Source organism: Pseudoalteromonas sp. Xi13 (assembly GCF_003952205.1).
GTDB lineage: Bacteria > Pseudomonadota > Gammaproteobacteria > Enterobacterales > Alteromonadaceae > Pseudoalteromonas > Pseudoalteromonas atlantica.
In genome coordinates this window covers 1,072,446-1,095,425 of sequence record NZ_CP034439.1, presented here as the reverse complement: position 1 = coordinate 1,095,425, position 22,980 = coordinate 1,072,446, and the positions used below count along the sequence as shown (strand labels likewise).

Annotated in this window: 21 protein-coding genes and 1 tRNA gene; 10 read left to right on the top strand and 12 right to left on the bottom strand. The window is 40.2% G+C overall.

Annotation, left to right across the window (positions count from 1 at the left end; genetic code table 11):
* Nucleotides 1-91: 91 nt before the first annotated feature.
* Nucleotides 92-2,314, bottom strand: a complete 2,223-nt coding sequence (locus tag EJ103_RS04940; RefSeq protein ID WP_029773462.1) for a TonB-dependent receptor — start codon at nt 2,312-2,314, stop codon at nt 92-94.
* Nucleotides 2,315-2,727: 413 nt separating this feature from the next.
* Here EJ103_RS04940 and EJ103_RS04935 point away from each other — a divergent pair, with 413 nt between their 5' ends.
* The 3 genes from EJ103_RS04935 to EJ103_RS04925 all read left to right on the top strand — a co-directional run bounded on the left by EJ103_RS04935 (nt 2,728) and on the right by EJ103_RS04925 (nt 5,177).
* Complete coding sequence (locus EJ103_RS04935; RefSeq protein WP_096739941.1) at nt 2,728-3,318, top strand: LuxR C-terminal-related transcriptional regulator; 591 nt, start codon at nt 2,728-2,730, stop codon at nt 3,316-3,318.
* A 293-nt stretch (nt 3,319-3,611) separates the two neighbouring features.
* Nucleotides 3,612-4,757: a porin gene (locus EJ103_RS04930; RefSeq protein ID WP_126006346.1), complete on the top strand. Its 1,146-nt coding sequence runs from the start codon at nt 3,612-3,614 to the stop codon at nt 4,755-4,757.
* A 12-nt stretch (nt 4,758-4,769) separates the two neighbouring features.
* Nucleotides 4,770-5,177: a phosphate ABC transporter substrate-binding protein gene (locus EJ103_RS04925; protein WP_126006344.1), complete on the top strand. Its 408-nt coding sequence runs from the start codon at nt 4,770-4,772 to the stop codon at nt 5,175-5,177.
* 226 nt (nt 5,178-5,403) lie between these two features.
* On the opposite strand, the gene EJ103_RS04920 is transcribed toward EJ103_RS04925, so the two are convergent.
* From EJ103_RS04920 to rlmE, 8 genes are all read right to left on the bottom strand, one after another.
* Nucleotides 5,404-7,029: a methyl-accepting chemotaxis protein gene (locus tag EJ103_RS04920; protein WP_024031841.1), complete on the bottom strand. Its 1,626-nt coding sequence runs from the start codon at nt 7,027-7,029 to the stop codon at nt 5,404-5,406.
* Nucleotides 7,030-7,238: 209 nt separating this feature from the next.
* Nucleotides 7,239-7,323: transfer RNA gene (locus EJ103_RS04915), tRNA-Leu, on the bottom strand.
* Between the two features lie 84 nt (nt 7,324-7,407).
* Nucleotides 7,408-7,755 carry a preprotein translocase subunit SecG gene (gene secG, locus EJ103_RS04910; protein WP_126006342.1) on the bottom strand — a complete coding sequence of 116 codons (348 nt, stop codon included), beginning with the start codon at nt 7,753-7,755 and terminating at the stop codon, nt 7,408-7,410.
* Between the two features lies 1 nt (nt 7,756).
* A complete protein-coding gene (tpiA, locus tag EJ103_RS04905) occupies nt 7,757-8,506 on the bottom strand; it encodes a triose-phosphate isomerase (protein ID WP_126006340.1) in 750 nt (249 codons plus the stop codon).
* Between the two features lie 80 nt (nt 8,507-8,586).
* Nucleotides 8,587-9,927: a phosphoglucosamine mutase gene (glmM, locus tag EJ103_RS04900; RefSeq protein WP_004587342.1), complete on the bottom strand. Its 1,341-nt coding sequence runs from the start codon at nt 9,925-9,927 to the stop codon at nt 8,587-8,589.
* A complete protein-coding gene (gene folP / locus EJ103_RS04895; RefSeq protein WP_126006338.1) occupies nt 9,927-10,772 on the bottom strand; it encodes a dihydropteroate synthase in 846 nt (281 codons plus the stop codon). Before folP ends, glmM begins: the two co-directional genes overlap by 1 nt.
* A 70-nt stretch (nt 10,773-10,842) precedes the next feature.
* Nucleotides 10,843-12,786 carry an ATP-dependent zinc metalloprotease FtsH gene (ftsH, locus tag EJ103_RS04890; protein ID WP_004587344.1) on the bottom strand — a complete coding sequence of 648 codons (1,944 nt, stop codon included), beginning with the start codon at nt 12,784-12,786 and terminating at the stop codon, nt 10,843-10,845.
* 66 nt (nt 12,787-12,852) lie between these two features.
* On the bottom strand, nt 12,853-13,482 hold the full coding sequence (gene rlmE, locus EJ103_RS04885) for a 23S rRNA (uridine(2552)-2'-O)-methyltransferase RlmE (protein WP_004587345.1): 630 nt from the start codon (nt 13,480-13,482) through the stop codon (nt 12,853-12,855).
* A gap of 88 nt (nt 13,483-13,570) precedes the next feature.
* Between rlmE and yhbY the strand changes: the two genes are divergently transcribed.
* Entirely contained in the window at nt 13,571-13,867 is a 297-nt protein-coding gene (yhbY, locus tag EJ103_RS04880; protein ID WP_004587346.1) for a ribosome assembly RNA-binding protein YhbY, read from the top strand.
* A 135-nt stretch (nt 13,868-14,002) separates the two neighbouring features.
* Here yhbY and EJ103_RS04875 read toward each other — a convergent pair whose 3' ends face one another.
* Nucleotides 14,003-15,148, bottom strand: coding sequence for a serine hydrolase domain-containing protein (locus tag EJ103_RS04875; protein ID WP_039972217.1), 1,146 nt, complete (start codon nt 15,146-15,148; stop codon nt 14,003-14,005).
* A gap of 115 nt (nt 15,149-15,263) precedes the next feature.
* Between EJ103_RS04875 and EJ103_RS04870 the strand changes: the two genes are divergently transcribed.
* From EJ103_RS04870 to EJ103_RS04845, 6 genes are all read left to right on the top strand, one after another.
* Nucleotides 15,264-16,067: a hypothetical protein gene (locus tag EJ103_RS04870; RefSeq protein WP_029773447.1), complete on the top strand. Its 804-nt coding sequence runs from the start codon at nt 15,264-15,266 to the stop codon at nt 16,065-16,067.
* Nucleotides 16,068-16,154: 87 nt separating this feature from the next.
* A complete protein-coding gene (locus tag EJ103_RS04865; protein ID WP_004587349.1) occupies nt 16,155-17,012 on the top strand; it encodes a MipA/OmpV family protein in 858 nt (285 codons plus the stop codon).
* Nucleotides 17,002-17,385 (top strand): DUF3019 domain-containing protein, encoded by a 384-nt coding sequence (locus tag EJ103_RS04860; RefSeq protein ID WP_004587350.1) that lies wholly within the window; start codon nt 17,002-17,004, stop codon nt 17,383-17,385. The genes EJ103_RS04865 and EJ103_RS04860 overlap by 11 nt, the downstream gene beginning before the upstream one ends.
* Before the next feature lie 195 nt (nt 17,386-17,580).
* Nucleotides 17,581-18,288, top strand: a complete 708-nt coding sequence (locus EJ103_RS04855) for a response regulator transcription factor (RefSeq protein WP_126006336.1) — start codon at nt 17,581-17,583, stop codon at nt 18,286-18,288.
* Nucleotides 18,289-18,305: 17 nt separating this feature from the next.
* Nucleotides 18,306-19,598 carry a HAMP domain-containing sensor histidine kinase gene (locus EJ103_RS04850; protein ID WP_126006334.1) on the top strand — a complete coding sequence of 431 codons (1,293 nt, stop codon included), beginning with the start codon at nt 18,306-18,308 and terminating at the stop codon, nt 19,596-19,598.
* A gap of 471 nt (nt 19,599-20,069) precedes the next feature.
* Nucleotides 20,070-21,422 (top strand): sodium-dependent transporter, encoded by a 1,353-nt coding sequence (locus tag EJ103_RS04845; protein WP_126006332.1) that lies wholly within the window; start codon nt 20,070-20,072, stop codon nt 21,420-21,422.
* A gap of 101 nt (nt 21,423-21,523) precedes the next feature.
* On the opposite strand, the gene EJ103_RS04840 is transcribed toward EJ103_RS04845, so the two are convergent.
* Nucleotides 21,524-21,973, bottom strand: a complete 450-nt coding sequence (locus EJ103_RS04840; protein ID WP_004587354.1) for a GNAT family N-acetyltransferase — start codon at nt 21,971-21,973, stop codon at nt 21,524-21,526.
* 58 nt (nt 21,974-22,031) lie between these two features.
* Nucleotides 22,032-22,775: a sporulation protein gene (locus EJ103_RS04835; protein WP_004587355.1), complete on the bottom strand. Its 744-nt coding sequence runs from the start codon at nt 22,773-22,775 to the stop codon at nt 22,032-22,034.
* Nucleotides 22,776-22,980: the final 205 nt, after the last annotated feature.

The window sequence follows — 22,980 nt, the reverse complement described above, 5'->3', positions numbered from 1 at the left end:
AAGGGATTCACTGTTGATCTAAGTTTTTCTTTTTACAGGCGAAAAAAAAGGTAAGCCTAAGCTTACCTTTTAATTAACTCATTGCGGGTAATTAAAGCTCAAAGTCTTTTTTGAATTTTAAACCAAACTCGCTACGGTCATTACTGCGCATTACACCAACAAAACCTGACTGCTGTAAACGACCTACATCGTAAACCTCGTTTAATACGTTTTCACCGTATAAGGTTACTTCCATATCGCCATAAGGGTTAGTGTAAGAAATATTAAAACCAACTAATTCACGCGAATCAATAGTCTCGCTTTCATTGTAAACCGACTGGCCTTGCATTTCGCTTCTGAAAGAGTAGTTAGCGTTAAATGCAACGGTTGCACCACTGTCTAAATCCATAAAGTAAGAAGGGGCAATCATTACAGTCCAACGTGGTGTTAATGCTGGTGAATCACCTTTACCAATACCTTGTACGCCTGCATCTACTTCTGTAATTTCAGAATCTAAGTAACCTACAGAGCTGCGAATTGTGAAATCGTCTGTAATGGCAACGGTAGTTTCAAGCTCAATACCTTGCGCTTTAGACTCACCTGCATTTTCAACAATCGTTACAAAACCACCGCCTGCAGTAGGGTCAGAAAATGGTAAAGCAAGGTCGGTGTAATCAGTTACAAATACAGCCAACATCATAGATACATTTTCATGTACTTGGCCTTTTAAGCCCATTTCGTAGTTAATTGCTTTAGTTTCATCAAACGATACAAACTGATCGGGGCCACCAAATGGACGTGGAGGGAAACCGCCTGTTTGGTAACCTTTTTGAATTTGACCATAAACATTCATGTTATTGCTGATTTGATATGATGCGTTTACATCCCATGTTACAGCGTCAAACTCTGCACTTACGTATTTACGTTCAGCAAATGTTGGGAAAATCGCATCGGCATCTTTCTCATCTTTTGAGTAACGAAGGCCACCACCAATACTTAAATCATCTGTTAAATCGTAACTTGTATTAAAATATACAGCGTATGAGTTTGTTTCTTGGTTAATTTCAAAATCGCCATAGCCACCAAATGAAGGTGTAACACCATCGTTTAATAAGCCATTAGGTGTATTGAATGGGCTAAATACAAATGGACCTGAACGTGTAAAGCCATCTTCATTAAAGAAGTAAAGGCCTGATACAAAGTCCATATTATCGTAAGTCGCATTTAGTTGAATTTCAAACGAGTATTGGTCTGCACCCCCCTCTTCTGGGAACTCAGATAAATTAAGTGGTGAGGCATCATCATCAAGTCCACCTTCGTATTCAGAAGTACGGTAACTTGAAATAAATTTAGCCGTGTACGTATCATCAATTGCCCAATCAGCAGTAAATGACGTACCCCACCCTGAGTAAGACGTAGATTCAATACCAGCAACGGTAGTGCCTAAATCATCGGGGTCAGATGGGATCATATCCTGTGTTAATAAAGGAAAGTCACCATTAAATACATCATTTGCATCAAGCGGCTCAGTTAGCTCAATAGTGTAAGGCGATTGACCCGACTCGTTATCAACACCGTCAAGTGAAAAAGTAAACGCTAAATCGCTATTGGCTTGCCATTTAAGGGCTACGCGACCGCTAAACTCTTCTTCTTCACCAATTTCTTTTTCTGGGTTAGCTAAATTGACAGCTTCACCCACACCATCGCGCGTTTTGTATGATGCACTTGCAGACATACTTACTTCATCTGTTAGCGAGTTATTAAAGTATACATCGCCAGCAATACGTCCGCGGCTACCAATTTTAGCTGTAGTTGAAACAATCCCTTCATCACCTGGTTGCTTAGTAATTACATTTACTGCGCCACCTAAGGTATTACGACCATATAATGTACCTTGTGGTCCACGTAGAACTTCAACACGCTCTACATTTGGTAAGGATAAGTTTGACCCCATTTGACGGCCTAAGTAAACACCATCTAAATAAACACCTACACCCGGATCGGTTGTAATTATGTGATCTTGTAGACCAATACCACGAATAAACACAGAGGCATGCGCCGCATTACCTACACCGTAGCGAGTGATATTTAAGTTTGGAACGTATTTACCAATATCTTCTAGGTTACTCATATTGGCTTTATCAATTAGGTTAGCACCAATTGATGTGATAGCGGTTGGAGATTCAAACAAGCTCTCTGTACGTTTACGAGCTGTAACTTCGATTTTTTCAAACGCGTCTTGTTTTGCTGTTGTTTTAGCTTCTTCAGCATTTACTGAGGTAGTTAGTGCAGCGACAATTGCGAGGCTTAACTGTGAGAGTTTGCGTAGTTTCAAAATATTCTCCAAAGGATACCGTATAATTTAGTTATGCGAACTTATTGGCTTGGGCAATAAGTTTTGGGCATAAAAAAAGACGCCTAATAGCATCTTTCCTCTGGAAGGGCATTATATTACATATTTGTGAAGAAATGTATAAAAATTTTCATTTAATAAACATACAGGTACAAATTAATTATAATTTTTGATTATTGTTGGATAATATTACTTACATTATAAATAGTTAAGGCATGCCATAAGGCCTCACTTTTAAGCAACCTATTCAAATACATAGCAAAACAGTGTAATACATATAGGTGAACTAATTTTCTTTATAGTAATAGTTGCTTCAAATAACGGCTTTAAACTTCATTGAAATCGGCAATAAATAACAATATAGTATAATTATCAACCTTATGGATTGAATCGTTATGGAATCAGACAATACTAGTAATAAAAGTCTTAAATGTTTTAATAACCCTGATTACACCTCGCTATTTTGCGTAGCTGCGAAATACAATATTTTACTGGTTAACTACCAAGCACTTAACATAATTACTACCCATGATTTAATTACGCAATTTATGGCGCAGAATAAGCAACAAGGGTTAGTTATTTTTGATGTCCCTAAAAATTGCAATGCACTTTCTTTGAAAGAGTGGCCTAATCTAAAAGGGTTATTTTACGAAAATACCGATGAAAAATATTTTCAAAAAGGCCTTGAGGCAATTGAAAAAGGGAAGCTCTGGTTTCCACGAGATATTTCTGATTGTTGGATGAAGCAAATGCTAGCCACTGAGAAGCAGTCAGCGGTGCAATCTAGCAACTTAACTAGCAAAGAAATAAAAGTGTTAAACTTGTTATTCTCAGGGCTACACTCCAGCGCCATTGCTGACAACTTATTTATTAGCGAAGCAACAGTTCGTGTACATTTGCATAAAATTTATCAAAAAATTTCTGTTAAAAACAAGCAGCAGGCCTTGTTATGGTGTCAAGCCAATCTTAATAAAGTAAATAATTAAGCTTAAAGATGTAGCATAACGACAAATGTTTTTAGGCTTTTATATGCGCAATAAGCTTATATTAATAAAATAGTACTCCACTCTTTAATCATTATTTAGTACCAAAATAAAAAATATCTAATGAAATCATACTGCTTTAAATAGTAGCTTCTATGATTTAACATTTGTAACCAAAAGAAAAACACGGTCGGTAAAGTTTTTTTAACTAACTTCCTAAAATTATTAGATAAAAACTAAAATCACTTCTATAATCCCCATGAAATCAACATCTAAATAACAAATAGGAAATACATATGAAAAAGCTATCTGTAGCAGTAGCAATATGTGCCGCACTTGCATCTAGTTACACGAGTGCTGAAGTTCGCATAAATGGCTTTGCATCTATAGTGGGTGGCAAAAGTCTAGACAGTGATCAAACTTTATACGGATATGATGACGATATCTCATTTAAAAATGAGAGTGTATTTGCATTACAACTATCTGCCGATCTTCAGGAAAAGCTCAGCGCAACAGCGCAAATTGTGGCTCGCGGCGAGAATGACTTTGATGCAGATTTTGAATGGGCGTATTTAACTTATGAGTTTAGTGATGAATTACAACTCAGCGCTGGTAAAATGCGTGCGCCATTTTACAAATACTCTGACTTTCTAGATGTAGGTTACACTTACCGCTGGGTTCGCCCTCCTCAATCGGTTTACAATTTACCATTTTCTACTTACGAAGGGTTGAGCTTACTATATACATCACAAATCGGTGATTGGGACTCAAGCCTTCAAGTCATATATGGTAGCTTTGAAGATAATATCGCAGTAGTGTCGGTCAATGGTGAAACTGAGCTTAATGATATCGCTGGTCTTAACTGGTCACTTAGTTACGATTGGTTTAGCGCACGTGTTGCCTATTTTGTGGCAGAGACCACCATTGACATTGAAAATGATACTGATGCTGGTATCGCCCTTAATGGCCTAGAGGCAACTCTTCGCAGCTCGGGTTTCACAGATCAAGCAGATAGCATTGCTGTAGATGAAGACGATGGAGCATTTTTCGCACTTGGCTTTTCAATTGACTACAACAATATTTTATTTGATGCAGAGTATACTCAGTTTGAAGTCGATAACAGCGCTTTAGCTGAGCAAACTCAATACTATACCTCTCTAGGCTATCGTATGGATGAGTGGCTTGTTCACGTTACCTATGAAAACAACGACGATAAACACGATAACAACCGTTATAATTCACTTACAGCTGTGCCGCAATTAAATGCAGGTATAAATTCAGCATTAGAAGGCTCTAAAGCAAAAAGTAATGTTTACACCATCGGCGCCCGTTATGACTTCCACCCATCAGCTGCATTTAAAATCGACTTTAGTCGCTTAGATGACGACATAACAAACATTGAAACTGATGTAGTAGCTGTCGGCGTTGACTTAGTATTCTAATTGGAGCGAAATATGAAAAAATTAATCCTAGCCAGTGTACTGTCGGTATGTGCGTTTAGCGCCTATGCTGAAGTTGCGGTAATAGTAAACCCTAGCAATGCAAGTGCACTTGATGCCGATACTATTAAAAAGATTTACCTAGGAAAAGCAAAGTCATTTGCTAACGGTAATAAAGTGAACCCAGCTACTCAAAATGGTACCGCTGTTGCAGATGAATTCAATTCTAAAGTAGTTGGTAAATCAAGTAGCCAATTAAATGCCTATTGGTCAAAACTTGTTTTTACCGGTAAAGGTACACCACCAGAGAAATTTGATTCTGACCAAGCTGTTATTGATTTTGTTGCTAGTAATGGCGACTCAATTGGTTATATAGACAGCAGTAAGGCAACAGATAAAGTTAAGGTAGTTGCTACGTTTTAAGCGCGGTAGCTAGATATAAAAAAAACCACCGATTAGGTGGTTTTTTTATATCAAAATATTACGGCTTTATACTAATACCCTTAAATAAATGAGCAATTGAGTGGCGGACAAGTGTGTAGATAGCTAGGCAAAAAAACGTTATTTAGTTGCTCTAAATAACGATTTTTTAATGCAGCTACCGCCTAGCTTAGCCTCTAAAATGATTAAGTATTATTACGGGTTAATATTACTCAATTTTAAACTTCGCGGTGGCATCTAAAAGGTTATCTGAAAGGTAGTGTAGGTTTTTCGCTACATCCCTTACCGCCGCGAGTGAGTCCATGGTGTCTTCAAACGATTCATGCATATTCGTCACATTTTCTACAACCATCGCAGCAACCGATGTTTGCTCTTCTGTTGCAGCGGCGATTTGTGAGTTCATACCATTTATTTCTAACATTTGCTCTGCAATTTTTTCTATCGAAACGCCAGTTTTCTCTGCGGCTGTTGCGTTATCTGTGGCCATATCTCGCGCTGATGTCATCGCCGTCACAGACTCATTTGCAGCCTCAGTCAAGGTGCTTAGTAACTCACGAATTTCATTCGTTGAATGTGCTGTACGTGATGCAAGCTCTCTTACTTCATCCGCAACCACGGCAAAGCCTCTACCATGCTCACCTGCACGGGCCGCTTCTATAGCAGCATTTAAAGCTAATAAATTAGTTTGCTCAGCAATAGATGTGATCACATTAAGAATTTGAGACACATTTTTTGTATCATCAGCTAACTTATTGATAGTTGAGGCGGCTTGATTTATTTCATCACTTAACGTACGTGAGGCGGTGACTGACATTTGAACTTGAGTTCTGCTTTGTTCTACCTCTTTTTCTGCTGTTTGCGCTGCATTTGATGCACTTGCCGCCGATTGAGAAATATCCCCCACGCTTTGCTTCATCTCTTCCATAGACTGTTTAACCACCTCAGCCTCTGTTGTTTGCTTTGTGGTAGCGCGTTCAGCCTGCTCCATACCTTGCACTAAGCGAGTTGAGTTCTCCATTAGTGGCTCACATACCGCGATTACTTCAAGTACTGTTTTTTTCAGCAAAGCGATGAAGGAGTTGAAGTTAATTGATACTTGACCAATTTCATCCTCTGAATTTACGCTCAGATTAGTGCTCAGCGACCCTTTACCATTTGCAAGTAGACTCAGGTTATTAGCGGCATCACTTGCAGATGCAGCAATACGTTTGGCAATCCAAATAGCCATAAATAGCAGTAAAATTAACGAAACAATAGATACCACCAACATAAGTGTTAGCGCGTGATCAGAACGCTCTTTAGTACTTGCAACTAACTCAAAAAAGCGATCGTCTGCTTTTGCTTGAGCGGTTTTAAACTTTTCAAGCACATCATTATACAGTGCTGTTTTTCTTTGTGCTTGTTGCTGAATTTTACTGAAGTCAGCGGTTCCATTTACCATGCCATTGGCAATACTGGCTGATATTTTTTCGTAGTTTGCTAACTGAACTTTCGTGTCACTATGAATATACGAAGCGTTTATTTGCTCAACCGCATTTATGTTGTTGCTTAGTGCATTGTATGTATCAGCTGCTTTCTCTACTAACTCCTGCTCACCAAATGTAACTGCTTGCGTATAAAGCTCATCGAGCTTTTCTAAAAGACTTACATTTGCTGATGTTAACTTAACAACCTGATATGAAGACTTTTCCATTTCATCAAGTGCGATTCTATTGTCATTCATTGCAAAGTAATTAATCAAAACGATTGCTAAAAATGCTACAACCGCAATGCTGGTAATCGCATGTATTTTTTTACTTATGCTGAGGTTTTGAAAAGAGAAGCCTGAAGCCATTGTGTATACCTTATTTTGTTGTCTATATCTATTATCGGCTTATTACCTATAAGTGTTAACTAAATTTGTAATATTTCTAGTTTTTTTTACAAATACAGCGAGTTTTAAACAACTAATAAACGCAAAAAGGATCAAGTGATTAATAAGTGAGCAAGCGGAGAGTTTCTCATAAAAAAACCAGTAACATTGCTGCTACTGGTTTTATAATTTGGTGCGGATGGGGGGACTTGAACCCCCACGCCCGAAAGCACTACCCCCTCAAGGTAGCGTGTCTACCAATTCCACCACATCCGCATTTTTAAGCTTTCGCTTAGGTGTTGTTAAACTTATTGACTTACTTGAGGAGTATAAGTCGTTTAACGTTAGCTTTACGCTAAATTAGTTTGGTACGTCAGAGCTCTGCTGTTGAGTAACAGGTACATCTTCTTCTGCTGGCGCTACAGTTTCTACTGAAGGTGCTGCTTCAAGGTTTTCCCACTCATCGGTCTTTTTAATTTGACCGGCAGTTAAGTTACCTAACACAATACTTAAAACAAAAAACACTGTTGCTAAGCTTGTTGTTGTTTTGGTCATGAAGTTACCTGCACCTGATGAGCCAAAAACTGTGCCCGAAGCACCGGCACCAAATGAAGAACCCATGTCTGCGCCTTTACCTTGCTGGATTAAAACCATACCAACTAAAGCCAAAGCAACAACTAAATAAACTACTAATAAAATTTCGTACATCTTATACGGTCCCTTTTGCACTGTTACAGATTGCAGTGAACGAATCTGCTTTTAGACTAGCTCCGCCAATAAGGCCGCCGTCTATATCTGGTTGTGCAAATAATAATTCGCTATTTTTTTCGTTAACGCTACCACCATATAAGATGGTAAGCCCTTGTGCTAAATCGCTATCTAATGAAGCAATTTTGTCACGGATAAATTTATGAACAGCTTGTGCCTGTTCTGGCGATGCAGTCTTACCTGTGCCTATGGCCCAAACGGGCTCGTATGCTATCACAGAATCTTTCAGTGCTGCTACACCTAATTTCTCAATTACTGCATCAATTTGTGCAGCAACCACGTGTTCGGTTTGACCGTTTTCTTGTTCGCTCTCGCTTTCGCCGATACACAAGATAGGTGTTAGTCCCACTTGCTGCGCACGGGCAAATTTTGCGGCTACGGTTGCATTGCTTTCTTTGTAAATACTGCGTCGCTCTGAATGACCTACGAGTACGTACTTAGCACCTAAATCTTTAATAAGCTGAGCATCCACTTCACCGGTAAAGGCGCCAGGGGTATTTTCACTTAGGGTTTGGGTACCCGTGGTAACACCACTGTCAACCAGTGCTGATACTAATGGAAATGGAGGAAATAAAACAATGTCTATTTCATTTGATTTAACACTGTTAATGGCATCAGACAGTTGAGCGACAAGCTCTAAAGAGCCATTCATTTTCCAGTTGCCTGCGACCATTGTCTTACGTATTGCCATTTTCCACTCCAGATTAGAAAGCGGGCGAGATATTAACTTTTCTCGCCCTAAGTTACAAGAGGTTATTGTTCTCAATCAGTTTATTTGCTCATAGATTCGACAACTGCTGCAATTTTTTGCGCGCTGTCTATGACTATTTTTTCTTGTTCGGCTTCAACCATAACACGTACTACCGGTTCAGTGCCTGATTTACGCAGTAAAACACGGCCTTTTTCGCCTAAAGCTTGCTCTACTTGCGCAACCGCATCTTGTACTTCTGGTGCTTGTGTAGGGTCTGTGCCAGGTGTGTAACGTACATTAATCATTTTCATTGGGTACTTTGTAAAACCAGCCCCTAAATCTTGTAATGTGCGATTTTGAGCCACCATTGCAGCCAATACCTGAAGGCTTGAAATAATACCATCGCCCGTGGTGATTAAATCAAGATTTAATACATGGCCTGAGCTTTCACCGCCAATTCTCCACCCTTTTTGCTGCAGCATTTCCATTACATAACGGTCACCAACTTTACTGCGCGCAAATTCAATTCCTTTTGCTTTTAATGCATTTTCAAGCCCCATGTTCGACATAACCGTGCCAACAACACCACCACCTAGCATATGATCTTCAGCCGCTTGGCAGGCAATAATGTAAACTAAGTCATCACCGTCAAATACGCGACCGTTGTGATCAACCATCATTACGCGATCACCATCACCATCGTAAGCAATACCCACATCAGCTTTGTGCTCTAGCACTTTGCGTTTTAACGTATCAACGTGTGTAGCACCACATTCATGGTTTATATTCACCCCATTAGGCTCACATGCATGAGTAATCACTTCAGCGCCTAGCTCACGCATTACCGACGGTGCAATATGGTAGGTTGCGCCATTGGCACAATCTAGTACAACTTTTAAACCTTCAAGTGATAAGCCTTGTGGAAATTGGCTTTTACAAAATTCAATATAACGCCCATCAGCACTTACTAAGCGCGAGGCTTTACCTAGTTTATCTGAGGCAACACAGGTCATTGGTTCATCAAGCATCGCTTCAATTTGTAGCTCAACGTCGTCATCCAATTTTAAGCCTTGGCCATTAAAAAACTTAATCCCGTTATCGTAATAAGGGTTATGCGATGCACTAATTACAATACCTGCTTCGGCTCTAAACGTTTGCGCTAAATATGCAACAGCGGGCGTTGGCATTGGCCCAAGCAGTACGACATCTATTCCTGCGGCAATTAAACCAGCTTCAAGCGCGGTTTCTAGCATGTAACCTGAAATACGGGTATCTTTACCTATAATTACTTTTTTTGTTCCACTTAGAGACAAAACTCGACCTGCGGCCCAGCCTAATTTCATTGCAAACTCAGGGTTAATTGGAGCTGTGCCCACTAAACCACGCACCCCATCGGTACCAAAATATTTTCTTTCGCTCATTATAAAGCTCCTTTTTCGCAAGCTTGGAGTACACCAAGCACATCTGCTGTTTCTTTTACATCGTGTACACGAATAATTTTTGCGCCATTTTGCGCGGCAATTAGCGCACCGGCTAAGCTGCCCGCTAATCGCTCATCTGTTTTTCTGTTTAGCAAATTACCTATCATCGACTTGCGTGAAAGACCTGCTAAAAGCGGTAGTTCAAATTTATTAAATGCATTAAATTTAGCAAGTATTTCAAAATTATGCTCTAGGGTTTTGCCAAAGCCAAAACCTGGGTCGAGGATAAGTTGCTCCACCTTAATACCCGCTGTTTCGCATGCGCTTATGCGCTGCTCAAAAAAGAGGTTAATTTGCGCTAGCAAGTCAGTATAAGTGGGTTCACTTTGCATTGTCCGTGGCTGCCCTTGCATATGCATCAAACAAATTGCTACATCGGGATACTTAGCGAGTGTGCTAAGGGCGTGGGGCTCTTGTAATGCACGTACGTCGTTAACTATATCAGCACCTGCTAAAATCGCCTGCTCCATGACCTGCGCTTTACTGGTATCTACCGATATAACGCAGTCACTTTTAGCTCTAATTGCTTTTATTGCAGGTATCACACGATTAAGTTCATCGTCTAAATCAACATCTGGCGCGCCTGGGCGTGTAGACTCCCCGCCAATATCAATGATAGTTGCACCCTCGTCTAGCAACTGCATTGCCTGTTGCACCGCGTGCGCTGTATCTAAAAACTTTCCACCATCAGAAAATGAATCTGGGGTCACATTTAAAATACCCATCACACATGGTTTTTCTAAATTAAGTTTACGCCCACGGGGAAGGTTTATTATGTTAGTCATCGCCAACCTTTTAGTTATTTGATACAAAAAAGCCCCGAAGTACGGGGCTTTTAAAGTATTATTTTAACGATTATTCAGCTTTATCATCAAGGTTTGTTTCATCTTTTTTCGATGAATCATCCGGTTTTTGGCTTTCATCAACCGGCTTTTCTTGAGGTGCAACTGTTTTAGTTGGCTTATCGTCTAAACGGTCGTGTGCATCACGTGGTTCACGCACAGGCTGACGCGCCATTAAATCATCAATTTGTTTAGCATCAATTGTTTCGTATTTCATTAATGCATCTTTCATCGCATGAAGAATATCAATATTTTCTTTTAATATATCTTCTGCTCTTTGATAATTACGGTCTGAGAATAAGCGTACTTCGGCATCAATTACTTTAGCTGTTTCATCAGACATGCTCATTGCGCGACCACCGCCGCCACCCATGTACATCTCGTTTTGATCTTCAGCGTAAAGTAACGGACCTAGTTTTTCACTCAAGCCCCACTGCGTTACCATTTTACGTGCAATATCTGTTGCACGCTCAATGTCGTTACTCGCACCCGTTGTTACCTTGTCTTCGCCATAGATAAGTGCTTCAGCAATTCGGCCACCGTAAAGGCTTGAAATCATTGACTCTAAAAGCTCTTTAGAATGACTGACACGGTCCTGTTCAGGTAAGTACATAGTTACACCAAGGGCACGGCCACGTGGAATAATCGACACTTTATAAACTGGGTCGTGCTCTGGCACCATACGGCCAACAATAGCATGGCCCGCTTCATGGTAAGCCGTCATTTCTTTCTCTTGCTCACTCATCACCATGGTCTTGCGCTCTGCACCCATCATGATTTTATCTTTAGCAGCATCAAATTCGGCCATACTTACAACACGTTTATTACCACGTGCGGCATAAAGTGCGGCTTCGTTTACAAGGTTTGCTAAATCAGCACCAGAGAAACCAGGCGTACCACGTGCAATAACTGCCGCTTCTACGTTATCGCCTAATGGCACTTTACGCATATGTACTTTAAGAATTTGCTCACGGCCACGAATATCAGGTAAGCCAACCACTACTTGACGGTCAAAACGACCAGGACGAAGTAATGCAGGGTCTAGTACGTCAGGGCGGTTAGTTGCCGCTATAACGATAATACCTTCGTTACCTTCAAAACCATCCATTTCTACTAGCATTTGGTTTAGTGTTTGTTCACGTTCGTCGTGTCCACCACCCATGCCAGCGCCACGCTTACGACCTACAGCATCAATCTCATCTATAAAGATAATACAGGGTGCAGCCTTTTTAGCTTGCTCAAACATGTCACGTACACGCGATGCGCCCACACCAACAAACATTTCAACAAAGTCAGAACCTGAAATGGTGAAAAACGGTACTTTTGCTTCACCGGCTACGGCTTTTGCAAGTAATGTTTTACCCGTACCAGGAGGACCCACCATTAGTACGCCCTTAGGAATACTACCACCAAGTTTTTGGAACTTAGAAGGGTCACGTAAAAAGTCTACTAACTCTGTTACGTCGTCTTTTGCTTCATCACAACCTGCTACATCAGCAAAAGTTGTTTTAACTTGGTCTTCGCTCATCAGGCGCGCTTTGCTTTTACCAAACGACATTGCGCCTTTACCGCCACCGCCTTGCATTTGACGCATGAAGAATATCCATACCCCTATAAGCAGCAACATTGGGAACCAAGAGATAAAAATACTTGCTAAAAACGATTGTTCTTCAGGCTGTACGCCTTTCACATTTACATCGTTTTTAAGTAAATCATTAATTAAATCTTCATCGTACATTGGCATTGTGGTTTGAAAACGCTCACCACTACTTTTAGTACCTGTAATATTACCCGTTCCACGGTCAATAATAACTTCTTGTAAAGAGCCGCTACGCACGTCTTTTACAAATTGAGTGTAACTTGTTTGACGATCAACTTGATCGCCGCCATTAAAGCTCTGAAATACTGACATTAGCACAACTGCAATAACCAGCCAGAGTATTAGATTTTTCGCCATATCGCTCAAGGGGTTAACCTCTTGTATCCAATTAATTTAAATTCAACTAAACGCCAAGCAACTGTACTACAGTTTGTAGCCGGTCGCTACTATATATACTTCCCGAGAACGGGCACGTGAGGCATCAGGTTTGCGTATTTTCACTGCTTTAAAACTATTACGAACATCTTGCAAGTATTGATCAAAGCCTTCACCTTGAAACACTTTAACAACAAATGCACCATTTTTCTTTAATACTTGATGACACATATCAAGTGCTAATTCTACCAAATACATGCTACCCGCTTGATCTACCGAGTTATTACCGCTCATATTTGGTGCCATGTCAGAGAGTACCACATCAACATTTTTACCATCAATGCGTTTTAACAATGCATCAAGTACGGCTTCTTCACGAAAATCGCCTTGTAAAAAGTCAACCCCCGCAAGTGAGTCCATAGGTAATATGTCACACGCAACAACCTGACCTTTATCAGATACTTTCTCGGCTAAGTATTGTGACCAGCTGCCAGGTGCAGCACCTAAATCAACAACGGTCATACCAGGGCGAAGCAGTTTATCTTTATTTTGGATCTCATCTAATTTGAAAACAGCTCGAGAACGCCAGCCTTTTTTTTGCGCTTGCTGAACATATTGATCATCAAAATGTTCTTTCAGCCATCGCTTTGAACTGGCTGAATGTTTTTTATTTGTCATAAATTAACACGCAACTAATTAGTAATATTCTTTAGATGGCGTTAGAATACCCTTAATTCAAGCCATATTCAGCAAAATTTGTATAAACATGACATTATCAAACAAACAAAAGCAGTTTTTAAAAGGTCAGGCGCATAGCCTTAAGCCTGTAGTTTTACTAGGTTCTAACGGTTTAACCGAGGGCGTAGTAGTCGAAATTCAAAGTGCATTAGAAATTCACGAATTGATTAAAGTAAAAGTACCTACTGACGATCGTGAAACAAAAGCACTTATTTTTGATGCAATCGTTCGTGAAACCGGCGCTACTAAGCTACAAACAATAGGTCACACTGTTGTATTGTATCGTCAAAGTGCAGAAAAAAAGATTCAATTACCACGCGCATAAGTTAATTGTGCAGTGAGCTTTTTATAAAAAAACCAGCATTAAGCTGGTTTTTTTATTATATGTACTTATTTATGCTTTTTACCTTTAAACAATAAATTTAAAGCACGGCGCTTTTTAGGCAATTTTAGGCCTGTTTTATTTAGTGCGTTTGTATTTTAATAAACGGTCTAAAAATTCAGTAGTTAATTCATTTATCACGCCTGTTTCCGCGTTAACAATCAAGCTAAAACCCACATTTAAATGCGGTATAACCACTAAGTCACTGCGATAGCCTTGCACCCAGCCACTATGATAATAAAGCGTTTCATCGTTATAGTTATAAACACGCCAGCCTAATCCATAATAAGCTTGTTCTAATTCCTTTTTCCATACTCGTCTATAACGCTCTTTTTTTGTAAGTGTATAAGGACGTGTTTGTGTAGCAAGTGCATCTAAAGAAAGTACATCTAGGTTTTGCCCTAATTGCGCATTTAACCATTTTGCCATATCGGTGGCACTTGCATTTACGCCCGCAGCAGGGCCGACTTTATAATAGTTTTTTTTCAGCTTGGCTGTGTACCAACGTTTTTTGCCTCTAACGTGCGGCAGCGCATAATTTTTATCCTGCACCATTGCATCGTAGCCTAAGCTGGTATCGCTCATTTTTAATGGTGTAAAAATTCCCTCTTGCAGCCACTGGTCATATTTTTTATTGGTACTGCTGTAAATGACATCATCAATTAAACTAAACATCACGTTTTGATAGCCATAGCATTGGCCTGGTTCGCAAATGGGCTTTACTGTTAATAGCTTTTCGACAATATCGGGATAATTCATTCTTGATTCGATTAAATTGTCATACGCATTAGGAACCAAACCGCTGGAGTGGCTTAATAAGTGAAATACTTTTAAATTATCTTTATAAACCGTGCCTTTAAAGGCAGGTATATACTCACTTACCGGTTTAAATAAATCTATTAACCCTTCACTTGCAAGCTTTGCAGTTAACGACCCTGCAAATGTTTTTGACACAGAAGCCAACCTAAAGCGGGTGTGGCGGTTAACCTGTGTGCCACTTCTTGCCTTAGTGCGGCCCATGGTGTGGATATAATCAGCGTTACCAATACTCACTATCGAAAGCGCAGCGCCAGGAATACCTTTACTGTTGAGTTTTTTTTCTGCGTAGCGTCCATACTGTTTTACGAATCCATCCCAGCTTGAGTCTGCTTTAGCTATTGCCTGAAGCGGTAAAGATAGACAAATAGCGACCCAAACATACATAAAATTAGTGAGATACTTCATTCGTTACAAATTTATTCTTTTTTAACTACATCTATGTGCATAATATCATGAAGTTTTGATAGGACTAACGTACAATGTTGCGATTATTGGCTTTTTAAGTGGATGTTAAGTATTTATGCGTTTTATAGTTGTATCACTTTTTATATTATTATCAGCAGGTTGTGCAATTACCAAACAGCCGGCCGAGCCTTTGGCTTTACCGTTAAAGCCAACATTAAAGAGCGAAACTTACCAGCTTGAGTATAAAACAGAGCACGCATCGCCAAAAGTTAAGTCTGTACAGTTACCGGCGCACAAAGTAACACGCGGCCAAACAGTGCGTATTACAACCGATAAAGCAAGCGTAACAGACACGCTATTAAAGCAAATAACCCAAGCCTTGAACGATAAAGGCTTAGAAGTGACTGATAGCAAAAACAGTGACTACACGTTAGCTATTCATCAGTTAGATTTAGCATTTACTGACGATACAAAATATGCGTTAACTCAACCTGAAAACCCTTACCCTTTATTTGCCAAAGTAGCGCAGCAATACCCTACTCAACAATGCGCCACCATACTAGCGCAAGTGAGCATGCGCATTACGCACCGCGCCTCTGGCGATGTGGTATGGTTTGCAAAATCATCAATAGACAGCGCAAGCTTCCACCGTGAGCCTTTATTGTTTAGCTTTGCCCAAGAGCAAAAAATTACTAATGAGTTAGAAGTGGCAACATTTGTACATCAACAAAATACCGAGCAAGCCCGCATAGCGCGCGCAGGTAAGGAAGTAACTGTGCCGCCCTTTAAAACCATTACTAAATTAAGCAGCTTAACTAAACTACAAGGCCCATGTACGCGTACAGAGGTGAGTGCCTTAACGCCTATGATGCAATATTACTTAAGCAGTATTTTAATTGACAAAATAAAAGTGCAATAACGTAAAAAACTACATTTTTTTACAGATTCAAGGATTCACTTACCAATATAATACGCTTAATAACAAATAATAATTAGGTCCCCAGGGATGAAAAACGCTTTCTTACAGCATACTTTTATTAATAGCGTATTGCTTTGCGCCAGTTTTTTGAGCTTTCAAAGCCAGGCAAGCAATCGATACTATGCTGATAACACGCTAGAGCCCACCCAAGGTTTTGCGTGGGATTGGAGCGCTGGGGCTGGTTATTATGTAGAAGACTCTTACCTAATTGGCCTTGATTCCTACGACGATGGCATTGAACTCGATTTAAGCCTGGCTATTTCCTACGAAAACTTTTATCTCGACTTTGATCATAACCAGTTAAGCGGCGGCTTAGTTGTGGGTTACAGCCTTATAGATAAATTTGATTGGGGCTTGGATATATTAGGCACCAATACTCAAGCTGGCTTTGATGACAAAGGCTTAGGTTTTTACAACCACGGTGTAATAGAAGAGCTTGCGGGTATAAAATCGCGTAATTACGATTTTGATGCTGGGCTAAGATTAACGCGCCGCTTTGAAAACTCGCAAATTTCGTTTGAGTTTTTACATGATATTACAGGTACACATAATGGCTGGGTGTTTAACACCTTTTTTAGCCATATTTTGCCATGGCGTAATTGGGAGTTTAGATCTGGGGTGGGTATTAGCGCTTATTCAGGCAGTTTTACTAACTATTACTTTGGTATAGATGCAGACGAAGCCACCGCTAATCGCCCTATTTACACCCCTAATGGCAGTACCAGTATTATGTTTGAGTTTCATGCTGAGTACCCTATTTCTCAAGATTGGGTGTTTTTGTCTGGCTGGTTAACAACGTGGTTTTCAAAAGAAATAGACGACAGCCCCATTATTTCTCAAGGGTATCAACATAAAGCCAAGGTAGGCCTACGTTATGTATTTTAGATGGATCTGTTTATTATTGATCTTCCCTGCTATTTCATCTGCTAAAACCACAGATAAAACAGCCCCATTAATTGCGCTGCCCGACACTTGTGTTGCGCTACGTGAGGGCCGTAATTGCTACGCTGATGTAACGCTTAGCTGGCAGCAACCAACTATTGGTAATTACTGCCTAAGAGACGCAACATCAAAATATATAATGCAATGCTGGTTAAAGCAGCAACAAGGCGTATTTGAATATACCTTCGACTCCCAGCAAAGTATTTCTTTTGAATTGTTTGATAGTAATACAGCCCAAGTTATTGCCACAACAGAGGTTAAACTGCAGTGGGTTTATCAAAATAGACAAAAAAAACGCCGCTGGCGCTTGTTCTAATTAGAGGTATGACATTTCGTGATTGATTTTACAGCAATGTGTTTGCTAATTAAGTAAGTCAGCGCTTATAAAGTGTGGTTGTTTACCTATATAGGCACTAATGCAGCATAAATCCCAAACCTATGCAGCCCTTAGGGTTATTTAAGGGCGAGTTTCAATCCACACACGGCAACCCACTAGCACTAAGGAAGCTTTATGGATAATTACGGCACTATTTTATTAGTTGAAGATGACACCTCTTTAGCCCAATGGGTTGCAGAGTACTTAACCGAGCAAGGCTATACCACCCATGTTTGCCACCGCGGCGATGAAGTAATAAGCCAGGTAAAAAACTTAAACCCTAACATAGTGTTGCTCGACATTATGTTGCCAGGCCAAGACGGTATAAGTGTGTGCAGAGAGCTACGTAGCTTTTACACTGCGCCCATTATTATGCTGACCGCCCGCGATGATGAAATGGATGAAGTAATTGGTTTAGAAGTAGGTGCGAGTGATTACATCATGAAGCCAGTGCGCCCTCGTGCATTACTTGCCCGTATAAAAGCAGCACTGCGCCTTACCAGCGAACCGACTAAAGTAACCACTAAGGAGAGTGTGATTACTGTAGGCGCACTCAGTATTGATACTCAATCACGCAGTGTAACGCTTAATAATCAAGATATGGCTATTTCTAGTGCTGAGTACCTCCTACTGCACTATTTAGCCAGTAATGCAGGCCAAGTAGTCTCGCGTGATGCTGTGTTTAAAGCAACCAAAGGCCGTGAATACGATGGGCTTGATAGAAGTGTTGATGTACTAATATCTGCGCTGCGCAAAAAGTTTCATGATGACCCGCAAAACCCAGAAAAAATTAAAACAATTTGGGGGCGTGGTTATTTACTTGTTGCCACTGCGTGGGAATAGTAACCGTGGCGGTTTAAATGAAAAAATTTTACATTTCACTACTCGGTAGTGCGCTGCTTTCTATTGTTGTATTGGGCTGGCTAATCGATGCATTTAGCCAACAAACTCAAACACCGCATGATGAATTTAGCCTACAAAGCCAAATGATCAACGGCTTTAGTAAACATTTGAGTAGTGTAGCGACCTCAGAGCGCGCAGCTTATGTAAAGCAATTGGCAAACGACTTTAATGTAAAGCTTGATTACAAAAACAATGAATCCCTTGCCCTGCCGCCGTCTTTAATACTACAAATGCATACCCAAAGCGGCCTTATTTTAGAAGACCAGCAAGGTTTTTATATGCTCTACAGTAGCGAAGTATTGTCGCCTTATCATCTTTCCATGCGCCTAGATAAAGGCTTTGAAACAGATCAGCGCAACGATATTATTTTAACTTTGTTGTTTTATGCTGGACTCTGCATTTTTATGGGCTTTATTATTGCCCCACTAGCTAAACGCTTAACAGTATTAAACGATGCGGCTAAAAAGTTTGCCGCAGGTGATGTACAAGCGAGAATAAAGGTCTCTCACTTTACCTACATAAGAGATGTTGAGCTTACATTTAACCGCATGGCTAGCCAAATAGAAAAGCTCGTGGCGGAAAACAAATTAATGGCATCGAGCTTATCGCACGATATTAGAACCCCTATCGCATGTTTACGCTTTGGCTTAGATGCTGCGCTCGACAGCGCAGATATGCCTAAAGTTAAACAATACCTTGTGCGTATGGAAAACGATCTCGATCATATGGAATCGATGCTTAAAAGCTATTTAGCCTTTGCAACCCTTGAGCAAAATGCCAACCAGCTCACCTACTCGCAAACTAATTTATCGCACTATCTTGAAGATTTACTTACACAGCTTTCGCCTAAAATTGAAACCAGCCAACTTAAAATACAACTAAACAGTAGTGACGATATGGTTTTTGCTGACTTACATTGGCTTGCTCGGGCTATTAGTAATTTAATTGGCAATGCCTGCGACTTTGCAAAAGACACTATTTATGTCAGTGCAAAGCGCGATGAGCATTATTTATATATTACAGTTGAAGATGATGGCCCAGGCATCGCACCAGAGAACTTTAATAACGTTTTTAGCCCGTTTTTTAGAGAAGAAAGCCACCGTAACCGTGCTGATAAAAGCTATGGCTTAGGGTTAGCCATTGTTGCAAAAGTGGCAGATTGGCATCACGGCAGTGTAAGCGTTAGTAAAAGTACGCGGCTTCAAGGGGCGTGTTTTACCCTTAAAATTGGCCAGCATCACGATTCGTAAAATATTATTTACACAACAGTAATTAGGGCCTGTTGGCCTTTTAGGGTTATAATTTGTTCTATCTAGGGGCTGTTTAATCGCGGCGCGAGGTTTGTAACCTAGTGGGCTACGTAAAAACCGAGTAACAAAGAGTAAATAGCCCCTAGGCAGAACCCTTAGGGCAGCGCCTGTTTGGCATTTATACGTCGTTATCGCCTATTTATGGGGAACAACCACACTAAATAGGCTCTGCCTTGCCTAAACACCAAACAGACTGCTGCAAATTTAACCTCGAAAGGTAAACAGGCCCTAAAATTTATTACACAAAATCAACTCCTTATTCTAAACCTGTTGATAACATTAATTAAATGCATCGCATGATAGACACACCAGACGATAATTATTGTCACAATTGAGCAAATAAGTACTTTTTATTTATTTGCAATTCCAGTAGATTGTCAGCGCCGTCAAAAAATAGAGAAGTACAACAATATGAGCGCAGTTAGAGGTGAGTTTAGCTCTCGCTTTGGATTTATAATGGCCGCCGCAGGCTCTGCAGTAGGTTTAGGTAATATTTGGGGTTTCCCTACCCAAACAGCAAGTAATGGTGGTGCCGCTTTTTTAGTCGCTTATTTGGTACTCGCGTTCTTTTTAGCATACCCCGCACTTATGGCTGAGCTTATAATTGGCCGCCACGGACAAGCTAATGCGGTGTCTTCTTTAACAAAAATAACATCACACTCGTGGCAAAAGCGCTTTGCTTTTATCGTGGGTTTTGGGGGGATTTTATGTGCGGGCTTTATTTTAAGTTTTTATGCCATTGTGGCAGGCTGGATGCTCAGCGCAACAATTGAACCTATCACTACATTAGCTGGTGCAAATCAAGCTTCAACGTGGTTAAGTGATCAGTCACTTTCACGAAACATCATTTTTACAGTGATATTTATTATACTCACCGTGGCTATTATTAGTCGTGGCGTAGAAAACGGCATAGAAAAATGGTCTAAGCGTCTGATGCCTGCGCTTTTAGGTATTTTATTTGCCTTAATTGCCTACGTTATGACCCAAGAAGGTGCTATGCAAGGGCTTAAAGCCTATTTAGTGCCTGATTTTTCATCTATATTTGATGCGAATTTACTCGTAAGTGCACTCGGCCAAGCGTTTTTCTCTTTGTCATTAGGCACCAGTGTGATGATTATTTATGGCTCTTACATAAGTAAAAAAGAAAACCTAGTCACGCTAGGCGCATATGTAACCTTAATAGATGTGTTTATCGCGTTTGTAGCGGGCCTTTTAATTATACCTGCCATGTATGTCGCACAAGCTCAAGGCGTAGAAATTTTTTCATCTACAGGCAAACTTCTCTCTGAAGACACACTGGTGTTTCAAGTGCTACCAGCATTGTTTGATGGTATGGGCTCTGTGGGTTTATTTATAGGCTTTGCATTTTTTGCCCTAATGAGTATAGCCGCACTTACCTCCTCTATTTCAATGTTAGAGGCGCCGGTATCGTATACGGTGGAGCGCTTTGCAATGAGCCGCCTGCAGGCAACATGGCTAATTGGCGCGCTAATAAGCGCAGTGAGCATTACCATAGTATGTAACTTAGGAAGCTTATTTGGTTTAGTGATCACCCTAACAACTAAAGTTGCTCAGCCTTTGCTTGGCTTAATGTGTTGTATTTTTGTTGGCTGGATTTGGTACCGTGGCTCACTACTAAAAGCAATACAGCAAGGTAACCCTGAGGTTCATAACACACTATTTTGGAAAGTATGGCCTGTATACACTAAGTTTGTGTGCCCTATAGCTATTGGTGCTGTGTTTTTACATTCGGTGTTAAGTTAAAACGTTATTTTTAACTAACCCGAGTTCAGGTTAAGTACTAAATTAAGCAAAGCCCACGTGTTAAGTGGGCTTTTTAATAGCTTAAATTTACTCGTAATAAATTAGCTTAGAGTATTTAACACCATATCTTGATGAGGGATGCCATCTTCTAGGTATTGCTCCCCTACTTCTGTAAAGCCAAAAGAGCGATAAAATGCTAATAAATAGGTTTGTGCGCCTATATAAATATGACGCTGTGGCCACTGCTTTTTACAACATGCTATGGCCGCATTTACAAGCTCAGTAGCCCGCCCTTTACCTCGCTCACTTTTGCAAACCAGTACACGGCCTATTGCACTGTACTGCTCGTTTTTTTCATAGCAGCGGGCATAAGCTAATAAACTATTATCTGCAATTGCATATAAATGCTGAGTACTAGGGTTAATGTCTACTTCATCAAGCTCAGGGTAAGGACACGTTTGCTCTACTACAAATACATCAACACGGCCGCGCATTATCGTAAATAAAGTACGCGTATCAAGCGCATCAAAATGCGCACATTTAAACGACATATAAAATCCTAAAATAAAAAACCCAGCCTAAGCTGGGTTTAGTTAAACTATGCATCACTTAGGCAAACAAACGCTCTAATTGGTCGCACAACTGCGATAAATTTACATGGTCGTGCTCTATGGTTAAATCAACATAACCATCGCCTCTAAATGCTCTATCCAGCTCAATTAAAACATGCGTTTTGTGTGCTTCTGGTACAAACGATAATTCAATTTCTTGAATACCAAATAAGCTGCGGCTATTAGGCTTGTATTCTAACTCTTGATAACACCCCGATACCGACTGAAAAGTAGGCGCACGTAAATGGCCTTTTTCAACATCAGCTTTTAATAAACTAAACCCTAATTTATCCATTGCTTGCATACAGGTTTTAACAGCTTCGTTAGGGTAAATATGCAAGTGGTCTTTATCTGTTGGGTCTAGTGCTAAATCAATATCAAGACCTGTTTCAATCCATACATGTGATTGGTTGTAGCCGGCATTAATTTCAGTAATTGGCGTTTCTGGATGAAGGCGCGCTTCAAATGGAATGCTTTTAACTTCGCCTGGCTCAACAGTGCCTATATCGGTTATACGCCACTGATCTATTACGTGATTAGTAAAGTACTCACCTTCTTCGCCATCAACTTTAACGCGAGTCATTAAAAACAAATCAAGGCCAGCAATTTCTTGAGCCACATCGCCTGCAGTTATAACGATATTAGCGTTAAAAAGTTGCCCTGGCTGAAGATGCTCAGTTTCTAAAATTGTATCTACTTTTGCAGCGCCAATACCTACCGACGCTAAAATCTTTTTAAACATATCTATCTCCTTAAGCTGAGCGGCTCAGTTTGCTGCTCAAGCTTAAACTCCTTCGTTAAAGCATCTTAACCATATTTAAAAGCCAATGTCAGTGAAAAAATGTTATTTACATGCTATTTACGATTAAATACGTGTTTAATGTGCATTTTTTATACGCAGCTGGGCAAGTAATTGATTAAACGCGCTCATTTTTAGGGCTATTTTT